This window comes from Bacillus sp. AR13-1, assembly GCF_008042285.1.
GTDB lineage: Bacteria > Bacillota > Bacilli > Bacillales > Bacillaceae_G > Bacillus_A > Bacillus_A mycoides.
Window position 1 is genome coordinate 347,881 of record NZ_QNUA01000010.1, and the last position, 26,532, is coordinate 374,412.

The 26,532-nt window shown below is 36.4% G+C and carries 27 protein-coding genes and 1 pseudogene; 3 read left to right on the forward strand and 25 right to left on the reverse strand.

The annotated features are described in order from the left end of the window. Positions 1–83: 83 nt before the first annotated feature. Entirely contained in the window at positions 84–629 is a 546-nt protein-coding gene (locus DN408_RS09880) for a GNAT family N-acetyltransferase (protein WP_002015105.1), read from the reverse strand. 188 nt (positions 630–817) lie between these two features. On the opposite strand from DN408_RS09880, the gene prli42 reads away from it, so the two are divergent. Further along, positions 818–910, forward strand: coding sequence for a stressosome-associated protein Prli42 (gene prli42 / locus DN408_RS31350; protein ID WP_000549036.1), 93 nt, complete (start codon positions 818–820; stop codon positions 908–910). Between the two features lie 90 nt (positions 911–1,000). Here the strand turns inward: prli42 and DN408_RS09885 are convergent, their stop codons facing one another. From DN408_RS09885 to DN408_RS09980, 18 genes are all read right to left on the reverse strand, one after another. After that, positions 1,001–1,240, reverse strand: coding sequence for a DUF3894 domain-containing protein (locus DN408_RS09885; protein ID WP_002088543.1), 240 nt, complete (start codon positions 1,238–1,240; stop codon positions 1,001–1,003). Positions 1,241–1,304: 64 nt separating this feature from the next. Then, on the reverse strand, positions 1,305–1,865 hold the full coding sequence (locus tag DN408_RS09890; RefSeq protein WP_002015103.1) for a L,D-transpeptidase: 561 nt from the start codon (positions 1,863–1,865) through the stop codon (positions 1,305–1,307). 16 nt (positions 1,866–1,881) lie between these two features. Further along, positions 1,882–2,850, reverse strand: coding sequence for an aromatic acid exporter family protein (locus DN408_RS09895; RefSeq protein ID WP_002033971.1), 969 nt, complete (start codon positions 2,848–2,850; stop codon positions 1,882–1,884). A gap of 100 nt (positions 2,851–2,950) precedes the next feature. Beyond that, positions 2,951–3,673, reverse strand: a complete 723-nt coding sequence (locus DN408_RS09900; protein WP_002088545.1) for an amino acid ABC transporter ATP-binding protein — start codon at positions 3,671–3,673, stop codon at positions 2,951–2,953. Then, a complete protein-coding gene (locus DN408_RS09905; RefSeq protein WP_002067073.1) occupies positions 3,666–4,325 on the reverse strand; it encodes an amino acid ABC transporter permease in 660 nt (219 codons plus the stop codon). Before DN408_RS09905 ends, DN408_RS09900 begins: the two co-directional genes overlap by 8 nt. A 36-nt stretch (positions 4,326–4,361) precedes the next feature. Continuing rightward, on the reverse strand, positions 4,362–5,141 hold the full coding sequence (locus tag DN408_RS09910) for a transporter substrate-binding domain-containing protein (protein WP_002129023.1): 780 nt from the start codon (positions 5,139–5,141) through the stop codon (positions 4,362–4,364). Between the two features lie 251 nt (positions 5,142–5,392). Further along, entirely contained in the window at positions 5,393–5,806 is a 414-nt protein-coding gene (locus DN408_RS09915) for a BrxA/BrxB family bacilliredoxin (RefSeq protein ID WP_002008492.1), read from the reverse strand. 144 nt (positions 5,807–5,950) lie between these two features. Then, complete coding sequence (locus DN408_RS09920; RefSeq protein ID WP_033709417.1) at positions 5,951–6,409, reverse strand: NUDIX hydrolase; 459 nt, start codon at positions 6,407–6,409, stop codon at positions 5,951–5,953. 70 nt (positions 6,410–6,479) lie between these two features. Then, the gene (locus tag DN408_RS09925; protein ID WP_002129026.1) at positions 6,480–7,184 is read right to left on the reverse strand and encodes a DUF421 domain-containing protein; all 705 of its coding nucleotides are present in this window, start codon (positions 7,182–7,184) and stop codon (positions 6,480–6,482) included. Between the two features lie 106 nt (positions 7,185–7,290). Further along, positions 7,291–8,469: an FtsW/RodA/SpoVE family cell cycle protein gene (locus DN408_RS09930; RefSeq protein ID WP_002129028.1), complete on the reverse strand. Its 1,179-nt coding sequence runs from the start codon at positions 8,467–8,469 to the stop codon at positions 7,291–7,293. A gap of 340 nt (positions 8,470–8,809) precedes the next feature. Next, a complete protein-coding gene (locus tag DN408_RS09940; protein ID WP_002184993.1) occupies positions 8,810–10,126 on the reverse strand; it encodes a dihydrolipoamide acetyltransferase family protein in 1,317 nt (438 codons plus the stop codon). A gap of 15 nt (positions 10,127–10,141) precedes the next feature. Then, positions 10,142–11,125: a 3-methyl-2-oxobutanoate dehydrogenase subunit beta gene (bfmBAB, locus tag DN408_RS09945; protein WP_000290070.1), complete on the reverse strand. Its 984-nt coding sequence runs from the start codon at positions 11,123–11,125 to the stop codon at positions 10,142–10,144. 13 nt (positions 11,126–11,138) lie between these two features. Next, positions 11,139–12,140, reverse strand: a complete 1,002-nt coding sequence (gene bfmBAA, locus DN408_RS09950) for a 3-methyl-2-oxobutanoate dehydrogenase subunit alpha (RefSeq protein WP_002167697.1) — start codon at positions 12,138–12,140, stop codon at positions 11,139–11,141. 27 nt (positions 12,141–12,167) lie between these two features. Further along, positions 12,168–13,589 (reverse strand): dihydrolipoyl dehydrogenase, encoded by a 1,422-nt coding sequence (lpdA, locus tag DN408_RS09955; RefSeq protein ID WP_002015090.1) that lies wholly within the window; start codon positions 13,587–13,589, stop codon positions 12,168–12,170. Positions 13,590–13,593: 4 nt separating this feature from the next. Further along, the gene (gene buk, locus DN408_RS09960; RefSeq protein ID WP_002088555.1) at positions 13,594–14,697 is read right to left on the reverse strand and encodes a butyrate kinase; all 1,104 of its coding nucleotides are present in this window, start codon (positions 14,695–14,697) and stop codon (positions 13,594–13,596) included. A gap of 87 nt (positions 14,698–14,784) precedes the next feature. Then, the gene (locus DN408_RS09965; RefSeq protein ID WP_002015088.1) at positions 14,785–15,885 is read right to left on the reverse strand and encodes a leucine dehydrogenase; all 1,101 of its coding nucleotides are present in this window, start codon (positions 15,883–15,885) and stop codon (positions 14,785–14,787) included. 35 nt (positions 15,886–15,920) lie between these two features. After that, a complete protein-coding gene (gene yqiS / locus DN408_RS09970) occupies positions 15,921–16,820 on the reverse strand; it encodes a phosphate butyryltransferase (RefSeq protein ID WP_002033959.1) in 900 nt (299 codons plus the stop codon). A 195-nt stretch (positions 16,821–17,015) separates the two neighbouring features. Continuing rightward, positions 17,016–19,088: a sigma 54-interacting transcriptional regulator gene (locus DN408_RS09980; RefSeq protein ID WP_002129032.1), complete on the reverse strand. Its 2,073-nt coding sequence runs from the start codon at positions 19,086–19,088 to the stop codon at positions 17,016–17,018. Between the two features lie 137 nt (positions 19,089–19,225). Here DN408_RS09980 and DN408_RS09985 point away from each other — a divergent pair, with 137 nt between their 5' ends. After that, complete coding sequence (locus DN408_RS09985; RefSeq protein WP_001190193.1) at positions 19,226–19,459, forward strand: DUF2627 domain-containing protein; 234 nt, start codon at positions 19,226–19,228, stop codon at positions 19,457–19,459. A 51-nt stretch (positions 19,460–19,510) separates the two neighbouring features. Here the strand turns inward: DN408_RS09985 and DN408_RS09990 are convergent, their stop codons facing one another. Next, entirely contained in the window at positions 19,511–20,239 is a 729-nt protein-coding gene (locus tag DN408_RS09990) for a glycerophosphodiester phosphodiesterase (protein ID WP_002033957.1), read from the reverse strand. 50 nt (positions 20,240–20,289) lie between these two features. On the opposite strand from DN408_RS09990, the gene DN408_RS09995 reads away from it, so the two are divergent. Beyond that, on the forward strand, positions 20,290–20,436 hold the full coding sequence (locus DN408_RS09995) for a YycC family protein (RefSeq protein ID WP_001247671.1): 147 nt from the start codon (positions 20,290–20,292) through the stop codon (positions 20,434–20,436). A 240-nt stretch (positions 20,437–20,676) separates the two neighbouring features. Here DN408_RS09995 and DN408_RS10000 read toward each other — a convergent pair. The 5 genes and pseudogenes from DN408_RS10000 to argR all read right to left on the reverse strand — a co-directional run bounded on the left by DN408_RS10000 (position 20,677) and on the right by argR (position 26,489). Further along, positions 20,677–21,239: pseudogene (locus DN408_RS10000) on the reverse strand (PRK06770 family protein). Positions 21,240–21,536: 297 nt separating this feature from the next. Continuing rightward, entirely contained in the window at positions 21,537–22,331 is a 795-nt protein-coding gene (spo0A, locus tag DN408_RS10005; RefSeq protein WP_002015081.1) for a sporulation transcription factor Spo0A, read from the reverse strand. Between the two features lie 286 nt (positions 22,332–22,617). After that, on the reverse strand, positions 22,618–23,910 hold the full coding sequence (gene spoIVB, locus DN408_RS10015; RefSeq protein WP_002015079.1) for a SpoIVB peptidase: 1,293 nt from the start codon (positions 23,908–23,910) through the stop codon (positions 22,618–22,620). A gap of 119 nt (positions 23,911–24,029) precedes the next feature. Then, positions 24,030–25,769, reverse strand: coding sequence for a DNA repair protein RecN (gene recN / locus DN408_RS10020; RefSeq protein ID WP_002088564.1), 1,740 nt, complete (start codon positions 25,767–25,769; stop codon positions 24,030–24,032). A gap of 270 nt (positions 25,770–26,039) precedes the next feature. Beyond that, the gene (gene argR / locus DN408_RS10025) at positions 26,040–26,489 is read right to left on the reverse strand and encodes an arginine repressor ArgR (RefSeq protein WP_002015076.1); all 450 of its coding nucleotides are present in this window, start codon (positions 26,487–26,489) and stop codon (positions 26,040–26,042) included. Positions 26,490–26,532: the final 43 nt, after the last annotated feature.

Genomic DNA, 26,532 nt, shown 5'->3' on the forward strand with positions numbered 1-26,532 from the left:
ATTATAACAGAATTTCGCAAAAGTTTCGAAATACAAGACAAAAAACAGATGGTTAACACATCTAGATACCCATCTGCCTTCTATTACTCGTTTAACAATACCCAGCGCATATGATCTTCCCAGATGCCATTTACCATTAGCATTTTTCGAGATACACCTTCATATTGAAATCCTATCTTCGTCACTACTTGTATAGATGCTAAATTTCGTGGCATAATTGGTGCTTCTATACGATGTAAATGAAATTCTTCAAAGGTAACTTGAATTGCTTTTCTAAGCGCTTCTGTTGTGTAACCTTTATTCAATTCTTCCTTATCTAATTTATAACCGAGTACACAAGATTGATAAATTCCGCGAACAATTAGATTAAATGAAATACATCCAATAATTTTTGTATCATCACCCTTTTTAAAAATCCAAAGCCTGATAATCTTGCCTTCCGCGAACTCTTTTCTATCCTTTTGTAACTTTTTCTTTTGATAATCTAACGTGAAAAACCCCTCCGGTCTATACTCTTCCCACGCTTTTAAAAATTCACGATTTTTGTCGTAATATTGAAGAACTTTTTCCGCATACGACTCATCAATTTCTCTTAAATGTAAACGATCTGTCTCGTATATTTTCATCATTGTATCTCCATTCTTCAGCTTGCATAAAAAAAAATTAATAATCTATCTTTTAACATATTCTCTACGTATGCTCAAATTTCCTGTAATATTTTGCACCCCCTTCCCGAATTTTGTCCTTTCTCTCCCCTTGTCCACAATTTCATTTCTCGTTACAATGAAATTGTACCGATTTGCAAGGAGGTTTAACGATGCATAAAAAAGCTCAAAAAATTATGGTTTATATAATGCTAATTTCTATGCTTGTAACAACATTACTTACTGGCGCAAGTATGTTTTGGTAAAAAGGACGATTCACTCGTCCTTTTTTTACTGCTTACACATACAAAATAGACCATCTCGAAATCGAGATAGTCTATCTTGTAATGAACATTTTATTTTATATATATTACAATTGCTACAATGCTAAAGGAAAAGGCCATTACAAGTGCTATTACAAAACTTGTATATTGTTTCTGCTGAAATGCCCCAATAACAAAAGTAAGATTGAGTAATGCCATAAATACAATCGCTACAACGTAAGAACATATATTAAAAGTTGCCAATATGAATGTAATAACAAATAGAAAACCAACACAAAACTGCATGTAAGAAATTTTTGGATTTAAATACATATGAGCAACCCCTTTACTCAATTATCTTTATATATTCTCATTAACGCATGGTTATGTACACATGTCAAGACAACTTATAATAAAAGAAAAAGCCAACCGTTTCGTTGACTTTTCCAAATACTATGGCCCCTTTTTCCTTCGCCAATTGCTGAAATGTTTTTTTCGATTTCACAATCGATACTTTCGTTCCAATTGGAATACGATCAAACAAATATTCCACATCATGTTTCTTCATTCTTATACATCCTTGCGAAATATATTTTCCAATTGAACTAGGCTGGTTTGTCCCGTGTATCCCATACTTACTTCCATCCGTTCCTCTTGCATTAAATCCCATCCACCTCGATCCAAGTGGATTTTTTGGAGAGCCCCCAGGAATATCCTTCGCAATATAATAGGGATCCTTCGCCTTCAATACAATGTCAAAAGTTCCTTCTGGGGTTAATTCATTTGTTTTCCCTGTCGCTACTGGAAAAACCTTTTGGATCTTCCCATCATCGATGTAAGCTAGTTTATTCGTTGCTTTATTTACAATTATAAAAGGATCTCCAGCACGTGGGTTATCACCAAGAGGCCAGATCGGTGATAGAGAAAGACATAATAATAAAGAAAGAAGATACGGCATATATAGTTCCTACCTTCTAAATAAGTTCTTTTATATTATCCTTTCCCTTAAAACGACTTTTAATGAGTAAATATTGCTCCATCTCATAAACAAGTTGAACAAGTTTTGCACGTATTTCAAATTCTTCTCGCGAGACTGGTAAAGGCATTTCTCTAAATACTTCTCGCATTTCTTGAAGTTGTCTTAACGAAATGACCCCTGTACTTTCAGGTCGAATAGAATTCCCTATATTTTCAATTACGTCTGCAATCATATCAGCTTGTTCATACGTCCAAGATAGTGATGCAGCTAATGGTATCATGCGCTCCAAAATTTCAAATTGTTGCATACGCATATCAAAATACCGATAATAATAGTCATCTTCACGCATAAATTCATTCTCAAGTTTTTTAAATGATAAATCTTTCGCTTCTTTCAGCATCATTTCTGTTTCAATTAATTCGGCCCCACTCCAATTACTATCTCGATTCCGTAAATAAACGACCATTTCAAACAAAATCGTTCTGAAATGCTCTTCTATTTTTCCTTGATACTCTTTCAGTTTATTCTCACTGCTTGGCATGTACATGTTTACTAATAAAGCGACACTAATTCCAATCGTTAATATAGCAATTTCATTACCAACTATAGACCATGTAATTTGCTTTAATGAATACAGATGCATAACGATAACCGAACTCGTGACAATCCCTTCTTGAATTTTGCACATAACTGCAGTTGGAATAAAGGTAAGCAGTAATACGCTAATCGCTAGTGGTGTATAACCAATCGTTTCAAAAATACAAAACGCAAATACCATCGATAATACACAAGCTAAAAAACGGTGCAACGATACTTGAACGGATTTTCGTTTCGTATTTTGCACACATAAAATGACTAAAATACCAGCTGAACTATAAAATTCTAATCCTAATAACTGAGCAATAAAAACTGCCGCTCCCGTTCCAAGCGCTGTTTTCACTGTTCTATATCCAATTTTAAACATATCATTACTCCTATATGTATAAATGTATTTAAAAATAGTATAAAAAAAGGATGACGCAATGTCATCCTTTTTTACCTATTATTCACGTACCCTTCACATATTACAATATCTTTTGCAAAAATTCTTTTGCACGGTCACTTTTTGGTGCTGTAAAAAACTCTTCCGGATTACTATCTTCTACGAGCTTTCCACCATCTAAAAAGAGAACACGGTCTGCTACTTCTTTTGCAAATCCCATTTCATGTGTAACGATTGCCATCGTCATTCCTGTCGTAACTAATGATTTCATAACTTCTAACACTTCTTTCACCATTTCTGGATCTAGCGCAGAGGTAGGTTCATCAAATAACATAACTTCCGGTTCCATCGCTAACGCTCTTGCAATTGCTACACGTTGCTTTTGTCCTCCTGAAAGACGATTTGGATATGCATCTTTCTTATCTAATAACCCCACTTTTTCTAGAAGTTTCTCAGCTTTTTTTTCAGCTTCTTGCTTCGTTACTTCTTTTACATTGATAGGAGCATACGTAATATTTTCTAATACAGTCATATGAGGGAATAAGTGAAAATGTTGAAATACCATTCCGACATTTTCACGAACGTGCATAATATTTGTTTTCGGATTCGTTACTTCTTCCGTTCCAATCCAAATGTGACCATCTGTCGGCGCTTCTAATACATTCATACAGCGTAAAAACGTTGACTTTCCAGATCCAGACGGTCCAATAATTGCAACAACCTCTCCTTTCTCAATCGTTGTTGTAATTCCTTTTAATACTTCATTTTTCCCAAATGATTTATGAAGGTTGTCAATTTTAATCACTTTTCTTCATTCTCCCTTCAATGGCTTTCCCGACTAATGTAAGAATAATTACTAATATATAATAAATAAGTCCAACAAAAAGTAATGGCTCAAGATATTTAAATGTTTCACCACCTACAATATAAGCACGGCGCATTAAATCAGTCGCTCCTATTACGGTTACTACAGCCGACTCTTTCGTAAGTGTCGCAAACTCATTCACAAGTGCTGGTAATATATTTTTTAAAGCTTGAGGAAAAATAATATTTCTCATCATTTTACTGTACGGAATACCTAAAGCCATTGCTGCTTCTGTTTGTCCTTTATCGACTGCTTGAATGCCGGCACGAATTACTTCTGACATATATGCACCTGAATTTAAGCTAAATGCAAGTACAGCTGCTAAAAAGGCCGGTATCTCATAACCCATCATTTGCGGAACACCGAAATAAATAATCATTAATTGTAATACTAGCGGTGTGCCACGAAATATTGACGTATAAATATCTGCTGCAATATTTAATACTCGTATTCTAGCAATTTTGCAAAGTGCTAATAACGTTCCTAAAATAAATCCTACCACAGCTGATGCAGCTACAATTTTCAATGTAACTTCTAATCCCTTTAATATATATGGTATTGAAGGCGTAATTGCCGAAAAATCTAGATTCATCCTTTTCATTCCCCTCACAGAAAAGTGAAAGGCAGCTTATTTTCCGCTGCCAAACCATTTCTTCACTAATTTATCCATTTCTCCATTTTCTTGCATTTTCTTAATTACTTTATTAAATTCTTCTGTTTTATCACTATTTTTCGGAAGAGCAATTGCTGCACCTACTTCTTCTGGTGCTTCTTGAATTTCAATTCCTTGTAGCTCTTTCATTTTTTCTAAATAATTTTTTGCAACTGTGTCTTCTATAATTGCAGCGTCAAAACGACCAGCTTTAATTTCTTGTACGATTTCTGGTATACGGTCACGTCCCTCAGCTTTGAAATCGACTTGTTTCTGAAATTCTTTTGCCTTTTCTTCTTGAATTGATCCTGTTTGTACTCCTACTTTTTTCCCTTTTAAATCTTCTAACGATTTAATATTAGAGCCCTTTTTTGAAACGATCATATTTTTTGCAACAAAATATATATCTGTGAAATCAGCATTATTTTTACGCTCTGCAGTTGGCGTCATACCCGCCATAACGAAATCAACTTTTCCTGAATTAAGAGATGCTAATAATCCGCCGAAATCCATGTCTTTCACTTTCACTTCGTATCCAAGTTCTTTTCCGATATATTTGGCAATATCAACATCAAAGCCGATAATTTCATCACTTTTTGAAGCTTCTACGTATTCATACGGTTTATAGTCTGCTGACGTCCCCATAACGAGTACTTTTTTATTTTTTCCAGTAGCCTTTTCTTCCCCATTACTACAAGCACTGAATATACTTACAATTAAAATAAGTGCAAACGATATTGATAACAACTTCTTCATCTTTCTTCCCCCTAATAATGTATATTTAAAAGTTTAATAGAATATTTATTCGATGTTTGTATTGTATCAGCACTTTCATTTTTATGCAATATTTAAAATAAAAATAAATAAAAAAACAGCATTAAAGCTGTTGTTAATGCATGAAAACATGCATAAAACAACAACTTCCTGCATGTTTAATTATTTTAAAAACTAAATAAAAAAGGCGGTACATCCACTTCATTGTGGACGTACCGCCTTTTCGCTTATATTTATAGTTCTTCACAATTCTCTTCGAAATAAGATTGTAGTTTTGCAATAACTTGCATTGGTTCATGACCTTCAATTTCATGACGTTCTACCATCGTTACAATTTTTCCATCTTTTAATAAAGCGAATGATGGAGAAGAAGGTGGATATCCTTCGAAATATTCACGAGCTGTTGCTGTTGCTTCTTTATCTTGACCTGCAAACACCGTTACAAGATGGTTAGGACGTTTATCATAATGTACGGAATGCGCAGCAGCAGGACGAGCAATACCACCTGCACAACCACATACAGAGTTTACCATTACAAGTGTTGTTCCATTTCTTTTAAACGCTTCTTCTACTGCTTCCGGCGTCGTCAATTCTGTATATCCAGCAGAGACAATCTCTTCACGCGCTTGGCGGACAACATCATTCATAAAAAAGTTAAAATTAATCAATCTTTTCCCTCCTCTAAAACTATCTATTTGTATCTTACCAGTTAATGTTTATGAAATACAAGTAAGTTTACTTGTATTTAGGCATAGAAAAGGTGTTAGAGCCCTTGCTCTAACACCTTTTTGTCACTTTTCCATAATTTTCATATATTCCGCAATCATTTTTTTATGCGATCCTACAATATAATCAGGTAGCTCTGTTACCGGGAAGAATTTAAGCTGAACCGCTTCTTCTTTATTCATAACAAAATTCCCTTCGTATTCATCGGTATAATAGGCTGTCGTTACGGATTGAAACTCATCACCGTTTGTTAATTTTGAAAAATAGTTCGCTCCAGAAAATACATTGATTAATCGGAGGTTCTTTACTTCTATTCCTGTCTCTTCATATACTTCACGGTAAGCTGTTTCTTCTGGTGATTCACCAAGCTCCATTAGCCCGCCAGGCAACCCCCATTTTCCGTACGGCTCTGTTCTTTGCTGTAATAATACATATCCACTTTCATTTATAACGAGTACAACAGCACCAACTAAAATTAAAGGGCGATGACCAACTATTTTTCGTAATTCTTCTACATATCCCATCGTATCGCCTCCTTTTTCGTTGTCCACACTATTGTATCATATGTATGAAACGACAAAATGCGTATATTTTTCATTTTTTTAACAAAATATTTATTTTATGTGCTTCATCTACTGTAGCTAACATAATGGATTCAATTTCTGCATTCTTCTCTAAAAACTCTTTCGCCCACTCTTCTGTTTTTCCTACTAAAGCGAGAACGTCCTGCTGAATTCTTCCATCCTTCACTAAAATAAAAGCAACTGGAGATTTTTTCCCCGCCACTTTAAGATCAAGCCGAGAAACTGCTTCATATTCTGGATACTGAAATATAGAAACAACACCACTTGCTTCCCATAATGCTAATTTAATCGTTTGAATATCGCTCACATTTCGCATGCGAAGTTCCGAAAATAAATATTCCGCCGTAATTCTCGCCTTTTTCAAATTGCTAAAATCAATGGCACCATTGTGTATAAGAATAATAGGTGCAGGCTCTAAAAAGCGTCTCCATCTATCCCATTTCAACATTAAAACAGAGCTTATAATATGAAGTACAACTAGTATAAAAGTTGTAATCATTGAACCGAGTAATCCGACCTTTTCATCAGATAGCGCATTAGAAATATTACCACCAAGTAATAACACTAATACAACATCTAAAAAGCGAAGTTGTGCGATGGATCTTTGTCCCATCGATTTCGCAACTAATATTAAAAATGTGTACGCTATGATAGCCCGAATAACCCATTCACTATTAGAAAGATGCCGTGCCCCTTCAAAAATATGCATATGCATCACTTTGCACTCCTTACCCATCTCAAACTGCTACTTTGTTTTAGTTTGCAACGTTTAAGAGCATATATGTAAAAAAGCTGGTTCGTTTAAAAACGAACCAGCTTTTTTACTTAACTGAAAACATATATTTTTTATACGTTTTCCGTACCGATAATATGAGCCCCATCATAATCATATTCGAGAATAAGGAACTTCCCCCATACGATAAGAAAGGTAATGCAATCCCTTTTACAGGCATTAATCCAACGATCATACCAATATTTTGGAATATTTGAACCGTTAGTATTCCTATTGATCCAGCACATAATAATGTACCAAATAAATTATCAGCAGAATAACCGATAATAATTGTTCGATATAGTAGTAACAGGAACAAGAACACAACTAACGCCGCTACTATAAATCCACCTTCTTCGGCAATTGTAGCGAAAATAAAGTCAGTGTGTTTCTCTGGAATATAGACGTTCCCTTCACCAAATCCTTTCCCTTCCATACCTCCACTACCTACAGCTAAAATCGATTGCTGTGTTTGATAGCCTTCATTTGCATTCTCAAATGGATTTAGCCAACCTATAATACGTGATTGTTGGTGAGGTTTTAACAAAGTAACTAATTTATTAAAGAAGAAATCTGGATATTTTACAAATATAAATATTAATGTAGACAATATGGTCACCGGAATGACTGTACATAACGCAATTAATTTCTTTTGAATTCCTGACATAAATAAAATACATGCGATAGCTGCTGCATATAAGAACACCATCCCTGTATCCGGTTGGCTATATACAACGGCCATAGGCGGGAGGGATACTAGCATAATTTTACCTACTAATTGTAAATCCGTTTGGAATGTCCTTGCCATATACTGTGCATTATGTTTCACTGCTATACTTGCTACTACGAGAAGCAATGCGATTTTGAAAAACTCGGATGGCTGAATTTGTCCAAGTACTGGAAAAACGAACCACCTTTTTGCCCCTAACTTTTCAGGTGTGAAACCTGATGGTGGTAATACTTTCAAAAGAATAAGTGAAGCAAACCCAGCAATATAAAGCGGCCAAGACAATTTTTGCAACTGATCTAAGTCGATGCTAGCAACAAGAAGTAACAATACAACCCCAATTATGTAGTTAACTCCCTGCTTCATAGCAAAGTTTGCATCTCCATACTGTCCGGTTTGCTGACTGCTATATATAGCAGTTATACTTATAACACAAAATGCACACAAAATTAAAATTAATTTTACATCTAAACTTTTTAGAAACTCGGTACTTCTTTTCATGACATCCTCCTGAAACATTGTTACAGCAAAATAAAAAACCAGGAGTCAACATTCTTCATGTTTTGACGACTGATTACACATTATCTATAAAACACTTATATAGAATAACTCTCTTTTTCATACAATACAATATATTATACTACAGTTTCGTCAGTAAGATTTGCCAAAAAAATTATTCTTTTCTTATTTTATATCTATATACCATATATCAGCAATGTATTTTCGTAAATTTCTAATACATACTCGTTCATTGTAAGATTGCTGGGAAAAGTGTTGTACATATAGTAGGATGCAAATGAAGAAATAAGATGATAAAAAGCTCGCATAAGCGAGCTTTTTATTAATATACAGATGTATTATTTTCTGACGTATTTTCTAAAATTTCTTTTACACGTCCTAAGAACTTACCACAAATTAGGCCATCTAGTACACGGTGGTCAAGTGATAAACATAAGTTAACCATGTCGCGAGCACCGAACATACCGTTATCCATAATTACTGGGCGTTTTACAATTGATTCAACTTGTAAAATAGCCGCTTGTGGGTAATTAATAATACCCATAGATTGAACAGAACCGAATGATCCTGTGTTATTAATTGTAAATGTTCCGCCTTGCATTTCGTCCGCTTTTAACGATTTCGTACGTACTTTTCCTGCAAGCTCTGTAATTTCACGAGCGATACCTTTAATCGTCTTCTCATCCGCGTGTTTAATTACTGGTACAAATAGTTCGTCCTCTGTTGCAACAGCGATAGAAAGGTTAATATCTTTCTTCTGAACGATCTTATCGCCAGCCCACATTGAATTGATTTGAGGATACTCTTTTAACGCTTGCGCTACTGCTTTTACGAAGAAAGCAAAGAACGTTAAATTAAAGCCTTCGCGCTTTTTGAAATCACCTTTAATTGAATTACGGTATGACACAAGGTTTGTCACATCTACTTCAATCATCATCCAAGCATGTGGCGCTTCGTGTTTACTACGTAACATGTTCGCTGCAATTGCTTTACGCACACCTGTTACTGGAATTTCGATATCGCCAGGCATTGTTGGTACAGAAACTGGTTTTACAGCTTCTACTTTTTGTGCTACTGGCGCTGCTTTTGGTGCTTCTGGACGCGCTTCTACTACTGCTGCTACCGCTTCCTCTTTCTTCGCACCTGCTTGCGGAATATTCCCAGATTCCACCAGCTTTAAAATATCTTTACGAGTGATACGGCCATTTGCTCCCGTACCTTCTACTAAATCTAAATCAACATTATGCTCACCTGCAAGTTTTAAAACAGCTGGTGAAAAACGTGGTTTTCCATCAGTTGGTTGTTTTGCTTTCGGTGCTTTTTCAGGCGTAGCTACTTCTGCCTTTGGTTCTTCTTTTGTTTTTTCCTCAACAGCTGTCGCTGCTACTTCATCTGCGCCTTCTACTTGAATAACACAAACTACTTCACCTACAGCTAACGTCTCACCTTCACCAGCGATTAATTCTTTCACAATACCAGTGAAAGAAGATGGCACTTCAGCATTTACTTTATCAGTCATTACTTCTGCAAGCGGATCATACTTGTTTACGTGATCGCCAACATTAACGAGCCATTTACTAATTGTACCCTCTGTAACGCTCTCCCCGAGCTGAGGCATTGTGATATTTTCTACAGCCATGTATAGTCCCCCCGATTAAAATTCCGCAAGTTCACGCATTGCTTTTTCAACTTTATCTGGATTTACCATAAAGAATTTTTCCATTGTTGGTGCATATGGCATTGCTGGAACATCTGGACCTGCAAGACGTGCGATTGGCGCATCTAAATCAAACAGACAGTTTTCAGCGATAATAGCTGCCACTTCACTTATAATACTTCCTTCTTTATTGTCTTCTGTTACAAGAAGAACTTTACCTGTTTTAGAAGCCGCTTCAATAATTGCTTCTTTATCTAACGGATATACCGTTCTTAAATCAAGAATGTGTGCAGAGATTCCATCTTGTGCTAACTTTTCAGCTGCTTGAAGAGCAAAGTGAACACATAATCCGTAAGTGATAACAGTAATATCATCACCTTCGCGTTTTACATCTGCTTTTCCGATTGGTAATACATAGTCATCTTCTGGCACTTCACCTTTAATTAAGCGATATGCACGCTTATGCTCAAAGAATAATACTGGATCTTCATCACGAATTGCAGCTTTTAATAAGCCTTTTGCATCATATGGTGTAGAAGGGATAACAATTTTTAAACCTGGTTGGTTTGCAAACATCGCTTCTACAGATTGTGAATGATACAATGCACCGTGAACACCGCCGCCAAATGGCGCACGAATTGTAACTGGACAAGTCCAATCGTTATTAGAACGATAACGAATTTTTGCTGCCTCAGAAACAATTTGGTTTACTGCTGGCATGATGAAATCAGCAAACTGCATTTCAGCGATTGGACGCATACCATACATTGCCGCACCAATTGCTACCCCAGCAATTGCAGATTCTGCAAGCGGTGCATCAAGCGCACGATCTTCACCAAATTGATCATACAAACCGTGTGTCGCTTTAAACACGCCACCTTTTTTACCAACATCTTCTCCTAAAACGAATACTTTCTCATCGCGTTCCATTTCTTCGCGCATTGCTAATGTAATAGCATCAATATAAGACATTACAGCCATGAAACGTTCCCCCCTATTCTGCGTATACGTGCTTCAATGCATCTTCAGGTGCTGCATACGGAGCATTTTCTGCATATTCTGTTGCTTCATTTACGATATGCATAATTTCGTCTAACATTTGTTTTTCAAATTCCTCAGTTAACACGCCAGCTTCTTTTAAATAAGCTGCAAATGTTATAATTGAATCTTTTTTCTTTGCTTCTTCTACTTCTTCTTTATCACGATAAACACGATCATCGTCGTCACTAGAATGTGCTGTTAAACGATATGATACTGTTTCAATTAAAGTTGGGCCTTCACCACGACGGCCGCGGTTTGCTGCCTCTTTTACAGCTTTATATACTGCAAGCGGATCGTTTCCGTCTATTGTATATCCAGGCATACCGTAACCAATTGCACGGTCTGATACGTTTTTACATGCTAATTGTTTTTCAACTGGAATAGAGATTGCGTATTTATTATTTTCACACATGAAAATAACAGGCAGTTTGTGTACACCAGCAAAGTTTGCTCCTTCATGGAAGTCACCTTGGTTTGAAGAGCCTTCTCCGAATGTAACGAACGTTACTAAATCTTTCTTCTCCATTTTTCCAGCTAGTGCAATACCAACTGCATGTGGTACTTGCGTTGTTACTGGTGATGAGCCTGTAACAATACGATTTTTCTTTTGACCGAAGTGACCAGGCATTTGACGACCACCAGAGTTTGGATCTCCAGCTTTTGCGAAAGCAGACAACATAAGCTCTTTAGCTGTCATACCAAACGCTAGTACAACACCCATATCACGGTAGTATGGTAATGCATAATCTTTCTCTCTATCAAGAGCGAACGCCGCTCCAACTTGTGCAGCCTCTTGTCCTTGACAAGAAATTACGAATGGAATTTTACCTGCACGGTTTAATAACCACATACGTTCGTCAATTTTACGTGCAAGTAACATCGTACGGAACATTTCTAATACTTGCTCATCACTTAAGCCAAGCTCTTCATGGCGCTTTTCTTTTACTTCTGCCATTTTTCATAACCTCCTAAATCCACATTTTTATGCGTGTAACGCTCTTCCATCTACAGCAAGTGCAGCTTCACCAATCGCCTCAGATAATGATGGATGCGGATGAATTGTATGTGCTACTTCCCAAGGTGTTGCATCAAGTACTCTTGCAAGACCAGCTTCAGAAATCATATCTGTTACATGTGGTCCGATCATATGAACACCGAGAATGTCATTTGTTTCTTCATCAACTACAAGTTTTACAAAACCGTCTGATTCTCCGTATACAAGTGCCTTTCCGATTGCACGGAATGAGAACTTACCTACTTTTAACTTATAGCCTTTTTCTTTTGCTTCTTGTTCTGTTAAGCCGACAGAAGCAACTTCTGGACTACTATATACGCATTTTGATACCATAGAATAATCAATTGGTGCAACTTCTTTACCAGCGATATGTTCTACTGCAACAATTCCTTCATGAGAAGCAACGTGAGCAAGTTGCAAGCCACCGATTACATCTCCAATTGCGTAAATATGAGATTCCTTCGTTTGATAAAACTCATTTGTTTGAATGTATCCTTTTTCCACAACAATATCTGTGTTCTCTAAGCCCATATTTTGCGTATTCGCTTGTCTTCCTACAGATACAAGCATTTTTTCTGCTTTAAATGCTTTGTTCTCACCGTTATGTTCAGCTTGAATTGTTACTCCATTATCTTTTACCAATGTTTCTGGTAATACTTTTGCACCCGTTACCACTTTAATACCTTTTTTCTTGAATAGACGTTGCATTTCTTTTGAAACGTCATTATCTTCTAGTGGTAATATGTTTTTCGCATATTCTAATACAGTAACTTCTACACCGAAGTCAGCAAGCATAGATGCCCACTCAATACCAATTACACCGCCACCAACGATAATGATTGAGCTAGGAAGCGTTTCCATTTTTAGGGCATGATCCGAAGACATTACATACTCTCCGTCTAACTCTAATCCTGGTAATGAATTTGGACGAGAACCTGTTGCAACAAGTACATTTTTTGGAATTAACATTTCATTCTCTTCTCCACTTGCAAGTTCAACTGAAATTGTACCTGGCATTGGAGAGAAAATAGATGGGCCAAGAATACGGCCAATACCTTCAAACACATCAATTTTACCTTGTTTCATTAAATGCTGAACGCCTTTGTGAAGCTGCGTTACAATCTTCTCTTTACGCTCTTGTACTTTAGCAAAGTTTAGTTCTACATTACTTGCAATAACTCCGAACTCTTCTCCTTTTTTAGCAGTTGCGTATACTTCCGCACTACGTAAAAGAGCTTTACTAGGAATACACCCTTTGTGTAAACAAGTACCACCAAGATTTTCTTTTTCAACAAGTGCAGTTTTTAACCCTAGTTGTGATGCACGAATAGCAGCAACATATCCACCAGTACCGCCGCCAACGATGACTAAATCATATTCTCTTGCCATTATCTCAACCCCTAGCTACTGTTTGTTTTTCTCGTACAATATATTCTTTTGGAGCTTCTTCTTCACGTAATACACGAAGTGCTCCTTCTGCTAACGCTTGTAATTCATCTTCTCCTGGATGTACGATAACATCTGCAATCCAGTGAACACGTTCTTTTATTTCATCGACAAGAATTTTACTGTACGCAAGTCCACCAGTTAATACGATTGCATCGATTTTCCCGTGAAGTACAGCACTAGCTCCGCCAATCTCTTTTGCAACTTGATACGCCATTGCTTTATAAATAAGAGTTGCTTCAGGATCACCTTTTTCAACCATTTGTTCTACTTTAATTGCATCGTTTGTACCGATAAGACTTACAAGTCCACCTTGTCCGACAAGTTTTTTAACCATTTCGTCTCGGTAATACTCACCAGAAAAACACATTTCAACTAATTGTCCTACTGGTACTGTACCAGCACGCTCTGGACTAAATGGTCCTTCTCCGTTTAAGCCATTATTAACATCGATAACTTTTCCTTTTTTATGAGCACCAACTGTAATACCACCGCCCATATGTGTAACTAATAAATTTAAATCCTCATATTTGTGATTTAATTCATCTGCCACTTTACGAGCAACCGCTTTTTGGTTTAATGCATGGAAAATACTTTTACGTTCCATACCAGCAATACCGCTAATACGAGCAATCGGTTCCATTTCATCTACAACGACAGGATCCACAATGAATGCAGGAATGTTTAATCCAGAAGCGATTTCATATGCTAAAATGCCTCCAAGGTTTGAAGCGTGATGACCGCTAAACCCATTTTTTAAATCTTCTAACATCGCATCGTTTACTGTATACGTACCGCCTTCGATTGGACGAAGTAATCCACCACGCCCACAAACAGCGTTTAATTTTGAAATGTTAATACCATGAGAATGTAGAACTTCTAAAATCGTTTCTTTACGAAACTCATATTGGTCGATAATTCGCTTATATTTTCCAATCTGTTCTACGTCATGACGAATAGTTTCTTCTAGAACGGGTCTTTCATTATCAAAAACACCAATCTTTGTGGATGTACTACCTGGGTTAATAACAAGAATTCGATTTACAGACAATGTTGCTACCTCCACTAATAAATTTAAAAGGAAGTGGAAACCTCATAAGAGGTAACCACACCTTTTGTAAAAGTTATATATGAATGATTAGCGACGGCTAATAATGTCGTGACCGTTGCGTAAGTATGTGCTACGAGAGTTTTTCAAGCTTGCAATGCGCTCTTCAGCTAGACGATCTGCTGCAACATAAGTTGCTATGCCATCGCGTTTTGAAATTTCGATTACTTTTGCAATTGTGTCATAAATAGACTCAACACGTTTTAATGCACGTTCTCTATTGTATCCATATAATTCGTCTGCTACGTTAATTACGCCACCTGCATTAATAACATAGTCTGGTGCGTATACAATACCCATTTCATGAATAAGGTCGCCGTGACGATCTTCTTTTAATTGGTTATTTGCAGAACCAGCGATTACTTTTGCTTTAAGTTGTGGAATAGTTTCATCATTAACTGTTGCGCCTAATGCACATGGTGCGTAAATATCACATTCAACACCGTAAATTTCATTTGGCTCAACTGCTGTTGCACCGAATTCTTCTACTGCACGTTGTACAGCTTCTTTATTAATATCTGTAACGATTAATTTTGCTCCTTCAGCGTGTAAATGTTTGCATAGGTGATACGCTACGTTACCAACACCTTGAATAGAAATTACTCTTCCTTCTAGGTTATCTGTACCAAATGCTTCTTTTGCAGCTGCTTTCATACCACGGTAAACACCGTATGCAGTTACTGGAGATGGGTTACCAGAAGAACCGAATGATGGTGAAATCCCTGTTACAAAATCAGTTTCCTCATGGATAATATCCATATCATCTACTGTTGTACCAACATCTTCAGCTGTAATGTAACGTCCGTTTAGTCCTTGAATGTAGCGTCCTAATGCACGGAACATCGCTTCGCTTTTATCTTTACGTGGATCACCGATAATTACTGTTTTTGCACCACCTAAGTTTAAACCAGCTGCTGCATTTTTGTATGTCATCCCTTTTGCAAGACGCAATGCATCTTCAATCGCCGCTTCTTCAGAATCATATGTCCACATTCTTGTTCCACCAAGAGCTGGTCCAAGTGTTGTATCATGGATTGCAATGATTGCTTTTAAACCAGATTCTTTATCTTGACAAAATACCACTTGCTCATAATCATATTTTTCTAAGTATTCGAAGATTTCTAATGTCATTGTCGTTTCCCCCTAATTGTTTTACCCTATTTGGTTTATTTTGAAGCAGTCGCAACTGCCAATGCTAATGAATATACTTTTGTTTCTGCTGAATCAGCACGTGATGTTAAAACAATCGGTGCTTTAGCGCCAGCAATCATCGCTCCTACCTTTGCATTTGCAAAATAGACGAGTGATTTATATAGCACATTTCCAGCTTCAATCGTTGGGACGAGTAAAATGTCTGCCTTACCTGCTACATCACTTACTATGCCTTTATGTTCTGCTGCAATTTGTGATACTGCATTATCTAAAGCAAGTGGTCCATCAACGACACAATTTTTAATTTGTCCGCGGCGATTCATTTGAGTTAACATCGCTGCATCAATTGTCGCTTGCATCGCAGGATTAACAACCTCTACCGCTGCAATTGGCGCTACCTTTGGCAAATCAATTCCTATTGCCTGGGCAACTTCTACAGTATTTTGTATAATAGCAGCTTTTTGTGTTACATCAGGTGCAATGTTCATCGCTGCGTCTGTAACAAAAATAAGACGATCGTAATTTGGAACTTCAAACGCTGCAACATGTGAAAGCACGCTACCCTTACGAAGTCCCCACTCTTTATTTAATACAGCTTTCAAAATATTTGCTGTTGGGATGTTCCCCTTCATTAGCACATCTGCTTCGCCATTGCTTACAGATTTAACAGAAAGTTCTGCAGCCTCAGCACTTGACGCTGCTGCAATCACTTCAATATGTTCTGAAGTTTGTAACCCATGCTCTTGTAGCATCCCTATTATTTTCTCTTGATTTCCATATAGACGAAATTGAGCTAGCTGTAACTTGATTGCTTTCGCTACAGCTTCAATTACTTCATGATCTTCAGCTACTGCTACAGCCACAGTTTTTTTAGGCTGTCCTGCTGCTTGATCAATTAAGTGTTCTAACTTCATATTTTGTAATCAACCCTTTCCGTCGTCCCTCGTCTATTCATTAAGCAAATACCGTGCCAACTTTCAAAAGTGGTCTTACCAATAATGAAAACGCATTCAAAATGCAGTAAAATCAATACTTTGAAAAACAACGAAATATTCTGTCTCGTTTTGTCGCTTTTTGTATACCACGCAATAAATTGCACGGTATGCAATTTATTGCATGCTATTTTTTGCACAGTCATACTTTTCTAGCTTGTAATATAAGTTTCGAACTGAAATTCCTAACGCTTTTGCAGTCTTCGTTTTGTTCCCATCAAATTTCTCTAAATATTCACGGATAATATTCCCCTCAAATTCTGTCACTAGGTGTTCAAGGGCCTTCTCTTCTAATTCAGGTAATAAATTATTTTGTTTCGTCTCTACTTGTTCTTCTTTATGTAAAGGCGGTAAATGATGTACATCAATATATATTTCGTTATAATTCATAAAGATAATAGCTCGTCCTAAAATATTTTCAAGTTCTCTAACATTCCCTGGCCATTCATATGATTGCAAATACGAAACGGCTGAATCGGTGAGTCCTTCTACATTACGACCATAATCTTGATTAATTTTTTGAATTAACCTTTCTGCAATCGCTGGTATATCTCCTTTACGCTGACGAAGGGAAGGAATTTGAATCGGGATTTTATTTAAACGATAATATAAGTCCTCTCTGAACTCTCCTTCTAGAATGCCCTTTTCTAAATTCACATGTGTTGCTGCAATTACCCGGACATTAATAGGTATCGCTTTCGTTCCCCCTACTTTCACAATTTCTTTTTCTTGTAGCACACGAAGGAGCTTCGCTTGCGTATTTGCAGATAACTCTCCGATTTCATCTAAAAAAACACTTCCATTATTCGCTTCTTCAAAGAATCCTCGTTTCCCGCCTCTTTTCGCTCCAGAAAACGCGCCTTCCTCATAACCGAATAATTCACTTTCTAATAAGGTCTCAGAAATAGCAGCACAGTTTACTCGTACAAACTTATTGTATTTTCGATTACTACTGTTATGAATAGCGTGTGCAAATAACTCTTTCCCCGTACCAGATTCCCCTCTAAGCAATACTGTTGCCGGTGTATTCGCTCCAAGTTTTGCTTGTTCAATAGCTGCCGTCGTTTCATCTGAATCACCAACAATATCATCAAATGAATATTTTGCTTCTAACGTTCGAATAATTTGTCTTGCCCTATTCAATTCATTTGTTAACTTTTGAATTTCTGATACATCGCGAATTACCCCGACGCTCCCTTTCAATATTCCATCGACAATAACCGGTGCTACGTTTACAATTACATCTCGCTTTTTTTGCCCAATCTTCATATGTATTCCTCGTACCGCTCGGCGCGTCCGAAGTACTTTCATATGCATACTTTCACCTTCCACAATATCAGTTGTAGCCGGCTTCCCAATAATTTCTTCTTCAGTCAAACCCGTTAACTTCGTATAAGCAGGGTTTATAACTAGTCCTCTTCCTTTCTCATCAACAACCGAAATTGCTTCCTCAGATGAGTTAATAATCGCCTCAAGTAGCGTTTGAATTTCTTTTAAGTCTGTAACTTCTTCCGCTAAATCTACAACTTCTGTAATGTCTTTAAAAATCGCAAATGCCCCTTGAACCTCTCCACCTTCTTTTAATATCGGAATACGCGTTGTAATAATCTTTTTTTCATTCTCTAACGTCAGTTCATGATTCACTTCTATTTTTTTCGTGCGTATAATACGAAGCAACTTACTCGTTGGAATAACTTCTAAAATATATTTCCCTATTGCTTCCTCTTTTTTATATCCAGTAATACGCTCTGCGCTTTTATTAAACAGACGAACTTGTCCCTCTTGGTCTATAACAATCATACCGTCATGCGTTGAATTTAAAATTAAATTCCCTTGTTGCGTCTGTTCTTCTAGCTTTCCAATTAAGCTTTCCTTCTCATGCGCTAGTCTCGTAACAATTTTTGCAATATCCCCTGGTATAAGAAGGGTGTCTTTATGCTTGCTTCCCAATAAAACTTTATGTAAATCATAATCACCTGTCATATCAAACATTACATCAATATGCATAGAAAGAAACGGAGTTACACTATCACCAATCGGAACCCCATATTCCTTTGCGATTTGTAATCCTTTCGCAATTGGATTACTATCAATAACTCCTATAATTTGAAATATATTCGAATTTTGCAACAGACTCAGCAGTGTACTCCCACCTTCACCTGCTCCAACAATTAACACATTTTGTTTCATACATTACACTTCCTCTCGAAGTATCTCTGCAAAAATTTTCACATTCTTATCTTACTCGTTCAGCAACCTCTTGACAAACCCCCATTCCATATAACATCATTAAAATACACAAAATAATCTGAAAAGGAGCGTTATGTATGCAGCGTTACCTCGCTCTATTATTAGCACTCATCCCCATTTCATTAGCCGTGCTTGGTATTAAACTAATGAGAGATACTGTATTTGGGATTTTGTTCTCCCCAATCCCTATATTATGGTTACAATTTTTAATCGGCGCTCTTTGCTTCGCACTCGGGTTTTATATCTTCGGCGGCTTCGTCTTACACAGAGATCGTAAGAGAAATAAAGTACAAGCACGCTTCAGAAGATAAAACAAAGTTTTCACATATCATAAATAAAAAATGAGACCATTATATTAGGTCTCATTTTTTTATCGGTAATAAAGTTCTTGCTGTTTCAGGATAATCAGTAATAATCGCTGATATATTCATATCAAAATATTTACGCATAAGCGTTTCTTCATTTATCGTGTAAGGACGAACCTCCACACCACTTCCCATCGTTAATTCAGCGATAGCATCTTGAAGATAACGATAATTCGGATGTACTGCAGTAGCACCCATCTTTTTTGCATATGCCCACGGGCTATGCAAACCTTCACGATACAAAATAGCTGTTTGAATATCAGGAGCCATCATATGACATCGCTTCATACTGTAGTGATTAAAAGAAGAAAACACAATCCGATCCTCTAGACTAAACTTACGTACAAGTGTTATAACCTCTTCTTCTAAACCTCTGTATGGGATTTTATTATTTTTCAGTTCAATATTGAGTAGCAATTTCGTTTTTGCGAGCCATTCTAACACCTCTTCTAGAAGAGGTATTTTGCAAAAACCTACTTTGTCACCGAATTTATAACTCGCATCCAACTTACATAAATCCTCATATAAATAATTTCGAACCGCACCTTTTCCATTTGTTGTCCGATCCACCGTTTCATCATGAATAACGACAACTTTTCCATCTTTCGTGAATTGAACATCGAGTTCAATTCCATCTGCCCCGAAAGCCTCTGCTGCTTCAAATGAAATCATTGTATTTTCCGGATACGTTCCCGCCGCACCACGATGCGCGAATATAAGAGTCATCCTCACTCCCCCAATCTTATGCTATACTATACGAAAAAGGAGGTACTTCTATGAGACCATTACAAATTTCTCCAGACACTGCAGTCCGCCTATCAAAAGCGTTAGGTGTTCCACTTGAACAACTTATGCATATGCCACAGCATATTTTAATCCAAAAGTTAGTTGAATTAGAAAAACAAAATAAAGACGAAGAATAATATAGTCCTGTTTTGCAGGGCTTTTTATTATCATCTATTATATCATGGATGACTTCCCCGCTAAAATCCTTTAACAGATGTACTACGATGCGATTTAGCCTTTACTTCATCATTTAATAATGAATTATATATCTTCTTTTTTGTTACAAGTCATAAAGAAAGCAGAATATTTATTCACAAGTCACCATTGCCCCCTTAAAGCAAGGTAATAAAAAAACTAGAAGCCCTTCATATTATTTTTTATTGAATGTGCGGAGTATCCCCTGATTCGTATAGTTCTTTCGCTTTTTCCTCCCCGAATGTAGTTAAAATATAATGTTGCTCTTCTACCGCATCCATCGCTCTAGTGGCTTTACAAACATTACCCTCTTGAGCATCCGAGAAAAAATTGTGATCTTCTACAATTTTACTAAAATCTTTTTTCGCCCATCTATCAGCAATTGCTACAAGCTCATTTTTCTTCGCAAAACTACTCTTATTTATGATTTTTTTAATTTTTCAGCGTTATTTTGAATCATTGGGATGGATCCCGATTTTCGTTCTGCCACTACTTTTTGATGAGTCATGTGATACATCGCTGTAATGACTTCGCTTTCAGTAGAATTTTCAGTAACATACACATCAACAAAGACTCCATCTACCTCTCTACCTACTATCGTTGGGTCTTCTTTTTTATCTATTTGAGCACTCACTTCTTTATCTACTGGATTATCGGCAAGCTCTAACATTCCAAATGTAACTGCAACAGCAAGAACTCCCATAGCTGCTACTATTCCTAGCCAAGTTAATATTTTGTTTTTCATTTTCCTTCTCCCTCTGTATACCTATTTAATTACCTTAAAAAACTCACTTATATGTAATATTACTAAAAACAGGTTTTATTTTCCATAATATCAAACAACCCTTTTTATCTACCCAAATAATTTTGATAAAATCGATATCACTTCTCCCTCTTTTTCTCAACAAAATAAAAAGACCAACGAATTCTAAAATTCATTGGTCATTAAATAAAAGTTTATTGGTTTTAAAATTGATATCGAGTATAAATTTCAAGAATTATTAAGCTCTACTAAAACTTAAATCCCTTACTACTTTTCCTCTCAGCTAGCCTTATGTTCAAGTCTTAGCTTATCCGCAACCATTGCGATGAACTCAGAATTCGTAGGTTTTGCTTTTGACATGGATACAGTATAACCAAATAAGGACGAAATAGAATCAATATTCCCACGGCTCCAAGCTACTTCAATTGCGTGACGGATTGCGCGCTCGACACGGCTTGCTGTTGTATTATATTTCTTTGCAATATCTGGATATAATACTTTCGTAATAGATCCTAGTAATTCGATATCATTGTACACCATAGAGATTGCTTCTCGTAAGTACATGTACCCTTTAATATGAGCGGGTACACCAATTTCATGAATGATACTTGTAATACTCGCATCTAAGTTTTTCGGTTTTCCATCGATCGTTGTTGCTGATCGGAAAGATGGTAATGGACGTTTAATAGTAGCACTTTCCTTACCACTAACTTGACGAATATGACTTGTTAAATTCTCCATATCAAATGGTTTTAATATGAAATATGATGCCCCTAAATCAACCGCTTTTTTCGTCACATCTTCTTGTCCGAATGCTGTCAACATAATAACGCTAGGTTGTCTTAACCTTTCAATATGTCGCATTTTCTCTAGCACAGCTAGACCATCTAAATGTGGCATAATAATGTCTAAAACGAGTATATCAGGCTGCTTTTCTTTCAATAAGTTTAAACATTCTTGACCATTGTAAGCAATTCCGATAACTTCCATATCATCTTGGGCAGCAACATAACTCTCTAGCATCGATACCAATTCTTTATTATCATCCACAAGACATACTTTAATTTTCTCCACAGTTTTTCCTCCCTTACCGAATCGATTCTTCCGACATGTGTAAGCTTCTAGGCTACATGAATTGTTCGACAATTGTGTGAAAATTCCCTTTAAAGTTTCTTACTTTCCGATAAAATCACAAAAAAATATGTTTATCGTTCATTTTTTTACTTTCGCAACACATTCCATCATAGAATTACAGCGAAACGTTCAACCCTTTGCTTATATCTTACAACAAAAAACAGCTCTTGCGGAGCTTTTACAAAATTTCAACGAATTTTTCAAAAGAAAAGCGAGCTAATATGTATTAGCTCGCTTTTTTCTCTTGATCATAAATATTAATTCCAGCCTCATGTAACATCCATTCAATATGAACACCGTATCCTGACGTTGGATCATTTACAAATACATGTGTAACCGCACCAATTACTTTCCCATTTTGTACAATCGGACTTCCACTCATTCCTTGTACAATACCACCCGTTTTTGCTAGTAAACGTTTATCTGTCACTTTTATAACCATACCTTTTGTAGCCGGGAACTTTTGTGGTACCGTACTAACAACTTCAATATCAAACGCTTCCACCTTATCTTGATCAATAACTGTTAATATTTTCGCTGGCCCTTCTTTTACTTGATGGGATAATGCGATAGGCATTGCTTTATCCATTATGCCGTTTGTCATATCTGTGTTTAATTTCCCAAAAATACCATACGGGCTATTTATTGTAATATTACCAATCACTTCACGATCCGGTGAAAATCTTGCTAATTTTTCTCCCGGGTTCCCGTGACTTCCTCTTTCAATAGACGTTACTGTCGAACGCATAATTTGTCCATCTTCTACTTGAATTGGCTTTTTTGTATCATTATCGGAAATCACATGACCAAGCGCTCCATATTTCATGGAATCTGGATGTACAAATGTCATCGTTCCGATACCAGCTGCTGAATCACGAATATACAGTCCAATTCGGTAAGAGGATTCACCATTGTCTTTTTGTGGTGTTAGCTTAGCACGAATATATTTTCCATCTCTTAATAAAACAAGATTGAGCGGTTCACCTGTTTCTCCACTATTATGAATAAATGGTGCTACATCACTCATTCTTTCAATTGTTTTACCATTGATTTCAGTAATCATATCTCCAATCTGTACACCAGCTGTTTCACCAGGAGATACTTTACCCTTTTCAGTTTGAATTAAATGATGGCCTACAACAAGTACACCTTTTGTGTTCAATTTTACACCAATCGATTGTCCACCTGGAATAACTTTAAAATCTTTTAATACTTTCACATTTACTTTTTTCACTGGAAAACCAGCAAGTTGAAACACCATATCAGCTTCACCATTTTGGTGAGAATTTACCATAAGTTCTTGTTCATTTGAACTTACAGTAAATACATTACGATTTGTAGATGCAGCCTTAAAAACTGGTAATGATGCTATTTCTGATTGTTGTCCTTCAAAAACAACAAGTTGCTTCGGAGATGAAATAAACGTTCGAAGCGGTTTAAAACATCCAATAAAAACTAGAGAAACAAGGAGACAAAGACCTATTATTTTTCGAAATCTTTCTAATTTCAATTTGTTCACTCTCCTCGCTCCTACCCCACATTCAGCCTCTTGGCTTCACTTTTTAATCTCTCCTTGCAGCGCTTTATTTATAACCGGAAGAATTAAGAAATCGTCATTTGAGAAAAAAAAGCTATCCATTACTGGATAGCCTCTGCTGTCTGTTTGAAATGATGCGCTTGCGTAAGTAACTCTTTCGCATGCTCTGTCGTTAAATCTGTAATTTCAACACCAGAAATCATTCGAGCAATTTCTGTTACTTTTTCATCCGTACTTAACACAGTAACCGATGTAATCGTACGATCATTCGCCACTTGTTTTCTAATAAATAAATGAGAGTCCGCCATTGAAGCTACTTGAGGTAAGTGCGTAATACAAAGTACTTGCGAGTTTACTGATACACGATAAATTTTTTCCGCAATAGCCTGTGCAACCCGACCACTCACACCCGTATCCACTTCATCAAAAATAACAGATGCAACACCTTGATGCTTAGAAAAAATGCTTTTTAAAGCTAAAATAATACGAGATAACTCTCCGCCAGAAGCGACCTTTGAAAGTGGCTTTAACGGTTCACCCGGATTCGTTGAAATATAAAATTCCACATGATCGTAGCCATCCGCCGTAAGTTTTACCGGTGTTCCTTCCACGAGAGGTTCTTCTACATTTCCTACCCTCTTCATAATTCTCACTTCAAATTTCGTTTTTTCCATATATAGTTCTTTTAATTCTTGATGAATAGCGCTTGTAAGATGATCTGCAAGCTCATGACGCATAGTACTTAACAACGTTGCTTCTTTTACAATAACACCTTCTAATTTCGTTAACTGCTTTCTCGTCGTTTCAATATGTACGTCTTTATTTTCAATCGTAAAAATTTCTTGTTCAATTTTATCAGCATACGCTAAAATCTCTTCTACAGTATTTCCATACTTTCTCTTTAACATACGGATTTCATTCAAACGTGTTTCAATTTCATCTAGACGTTTCGGATCATATTCCATCATATCTAATTTTTCTCTAAGCTGGTATGCAACTTCTTCTAATAAGTAATAACTATTTGCAATAGAATCATGATTTTCTTGATACGCTTCATCTAAGTGCGTAATACTCTCCATTTGTCCCATTGCATTTCTTACGTGATCCAATCCCTGTCCGTCTCCACTTAACGAACGATACGCATCTCCTAATGCTTTATAAATCTTTTCAAAATTGGAGATTTTTAATCGTTCCTCAGTCAATTCATATTCTTCATCCATTTTTAAATCCGCCTTACGAATTTCTTCATGTTGGAATTGAATTAAATCTAGACGATGGGCCATTTGTTGTTCATTTTCACTTAAAGATTTCAGCTGTTTTTTTAACTTCTCATAGTCTGTATATACATTTTGATATATGCCCAATTGTTTAACAATGCGATTTCCATCAAAATGATCAAGCATAAACATATGACGCTCTTCATTCATTAAATCTTGTGTTTCATGCTGTCCATGAATATCAACTAGCGTTTTTCCAATCTCTTTTAATATGCTGAGTGTAACAAGTTTCCCATTTACACGACAGACACTTTTTCCGTTCGCAGCGATGTCACGCTTCAAAATAATCATGCCATCTTCTATTTCTATATCTAACTCTTCTGCCTTTGCGATACATGGATGTTTGTCATCTTCTACATAGAATAAGCCTTCTATCTCAGCCTTTTCTGTTCCATATCGAACAAATTCTGCTGAACCACGGCCACCAACAAGCAAACTAATTGCATCAATAATAATGGATTTTCCAGCTCCTGTTTCACCACTTAAAACGGTTAAACCTTTTTGAAAAGAAATATTTAATGCCTCAATAATAGCAAAGTTTCTGATCGATAATTCCGATAACAATGCCCCATTCACCTCGTTATAAACTAATCCCCTATTAAGGGCTTTTCTCAGTATTCTTCATTCAAATAGTTATACTATATGTTTGTATGTATAAATTACTCTTCTAACCCGCTCCATTGTACCAAACATTCGTTTTACGGGTCAATCCACCTATTTTCTAACTTCATTCAAAAAAAATAATGTATTGTATTTGAAAATCCGTATTTTTCGCCAATAAAAATATCTTGTTTACTTTCCACTTTACAGAGGAAAGTAAACAAGATTTTTCTGTTAAAGCATATTTAAGAAACGATCAGAGACAACACCTGTATCTTCAGGTGTACGGCAAATAATTAAGCAAGTATCATCACCACAAATGGTTCCGACAATCTCATCCCACTCTAAATGATCAATGAGTGCCCCAAGTGAATGAGCGTTACCAGGCAATGTTTTTAGCACAAGCATATGTCCTGCCGTGTCTAATTTTACAAATGAATCCACTAGATTTCGTTTTAATTTTTGCAACGGATTAAATCGTTGATCTGCTGGCAAGCTATATTTATAGCGGCCATCATGTAATGGCACCTTCACTAAGTGCAGTTCTTTAATATCGCGCGATACTGTTGCTTGCGTTACATTAAACCCCACATTACGTAAAATATCAACTAGTTCATCTTGTGTTTCAATTTCTTTGTTAGCAATAATTTCCCTGATTTTAATATGGCGCTGACCTTTATTCATACATTTGCACCTCACACTATCTCTTACCATAGTTTAAACATTG

Excerpts from the sequence above, each read along its gene's own strand:
- argR (WP_002015076.1), bottom strand. The coding sequence starts at position 26,489 with ATGAATAAAGGTCAGCGCCATATTAAAATCAGGGAAATTATTGCTAAC.
- DN408_RS09910 (WP_002129023.1), bottom strand. The coding sequence starts at position 5,141 with ATGAAGAAGTTGTTATCAATATCGTTTGCACTTATTTTAATTGTAAGT.
- DN408_RS09915 (WP_002008492.1), bottom strand. The coding sequence starts at position 5,806 with ATGAATGATGTTGTCCGCCAAGCGCGTGAAGAGATTGTCTCTGCTGGA.
- DN408_RS09990 (WP_002033957.1), bottom strand. The coding sequence starts at position 20,239 with ATGACTCTTATATTCGCGCATCGTGGTGCGGCGGGAACGTATCCGGAA.
- DN408_RS09965 (WP_002015088.1), bottom strand. The coding sequence starts at position 15,885 with ATGACATTAGAAATCTTCGAATACTTAGAAAAATATGATTATGAGCAA.
- DN408_RS09885 (WP_002088543.1), bottom strand. The coding sequence starts at position 1,240 with ATGTATTTAAATCCAAAAATTTCTTACATGCAGTTTTGTGTTGGTTTT.
- DN408_RS09880 (WP_002015105.1), bottom strand. The coding sequence starts at position 629 with ATGATGAAAATATACGAGACAGATCGTTTACATTTAAGAGAAATTGAT.
- DN408_RS09925 (WP_002129026.1), bottom strand. The coding sequence starts at position 7,184 with ATGCATATGCATATTTTTGAAGGGGCACGGCATCTTTCTAATAGTGAA.
- bfmBAB (WP_000290070.1), bottom strand. The coding sequence starts at position 11,125 with ATGGCTGTAATGTCTTATATTGATGCTATTACATTAGCAATGCGCGAA.
- DN408_RS09995 (WP_001247671.1), top strand. The coding sequence starts at position 20,290 with ATGAGACCATTACAAATTTCTCCAGACACTGCAGTCCGCCTATCAAAA.
- DN408_RS09920 (WP_033709417.1), bottom strand. The coding sequence starts at position 6,409 with ATGGGATATGTAGAAGAATTACGAAAAATAGTTGGTCATCGCCCTTTA.
- yqiS (WP_002033959.1), bottom strand. The coding sequence starts at position 16,820 with ATGAAGTTAGAACACTTAATTGATCAAGCAGCAGGACAGCCTAAAAAA.
- DN408_RS09895 (WP_002033971.1), bottom strand. The coding sequence starts at position 2,850 with ATGTTTAAAATTGGATATAGAACAGTGAAAACAGCGCTTGGAACGGGA.
- bfmBAA (WP_002167697.1), bottom strand. The coding sequence starts at position 12,140 with ATGGCAGAAGTAAAAGAAAAGCGCCATGAAGAGCTTGGCTTAAGTGAT.
- DN408_RS09980 (WP_002129032.1), bottom strand. The coding sequence starts at position 19,088 with ATGAAACAAAATGTGTTAATTGTTGGAGCAGGTGAAGGTGGGAGTACA.
- lpdA (WP_002015090.1), bottom strand. The coding sequence starts at position 13,589 with ATGGCAAGAGAATATGATTTAGTCATCGTTGGCGGCGGTACTGGTGGA.
- DN408_RS09930 (WP_002129028.1), bottom strand. The coding sequence starts at position 8,469 with ATGAAAAGAAGTACCGAGTTTCTAAAAAGTTTAGATGTAAAATTAATT.
- DN408_RS09940 (WP_002184993.1), bottom strand. The coding sequence starts at position 10,126 with ATGGCTGTAGAAAATATCACAATGCCTCAGCTCGGGGAGAGCGTTACA.
- DN408_RS09985 (WP_001190193.1), top strand. The coding sequence starts at position 19,226 with ATGCAGCGTTACCTCGCTCTATTATTAGCACTCATCCCCATTTCATTA.
- DN408_RS09890 (WP_002015103.1), bottom strand. The coding sequence starts at position 1,865 with ATGCCGTATCTTCTTTCTTTATTATTATGTCTTTCTCTATCACCGATC.
- DN408_RS09905 (WP_002067073.1), bottom strand. The coding sequence starts at position 4,325 with ATGAATCTAGATTTTTCGGCAATTACGCCTTCAATACCATATATATTA.
- prli42 (WP_000549036.1), top strand. The coding sequence starts at position 818 with ATGCATAAAAAAGCTCAAAAAATTATGGTTTATATAATGCTAATTTCT.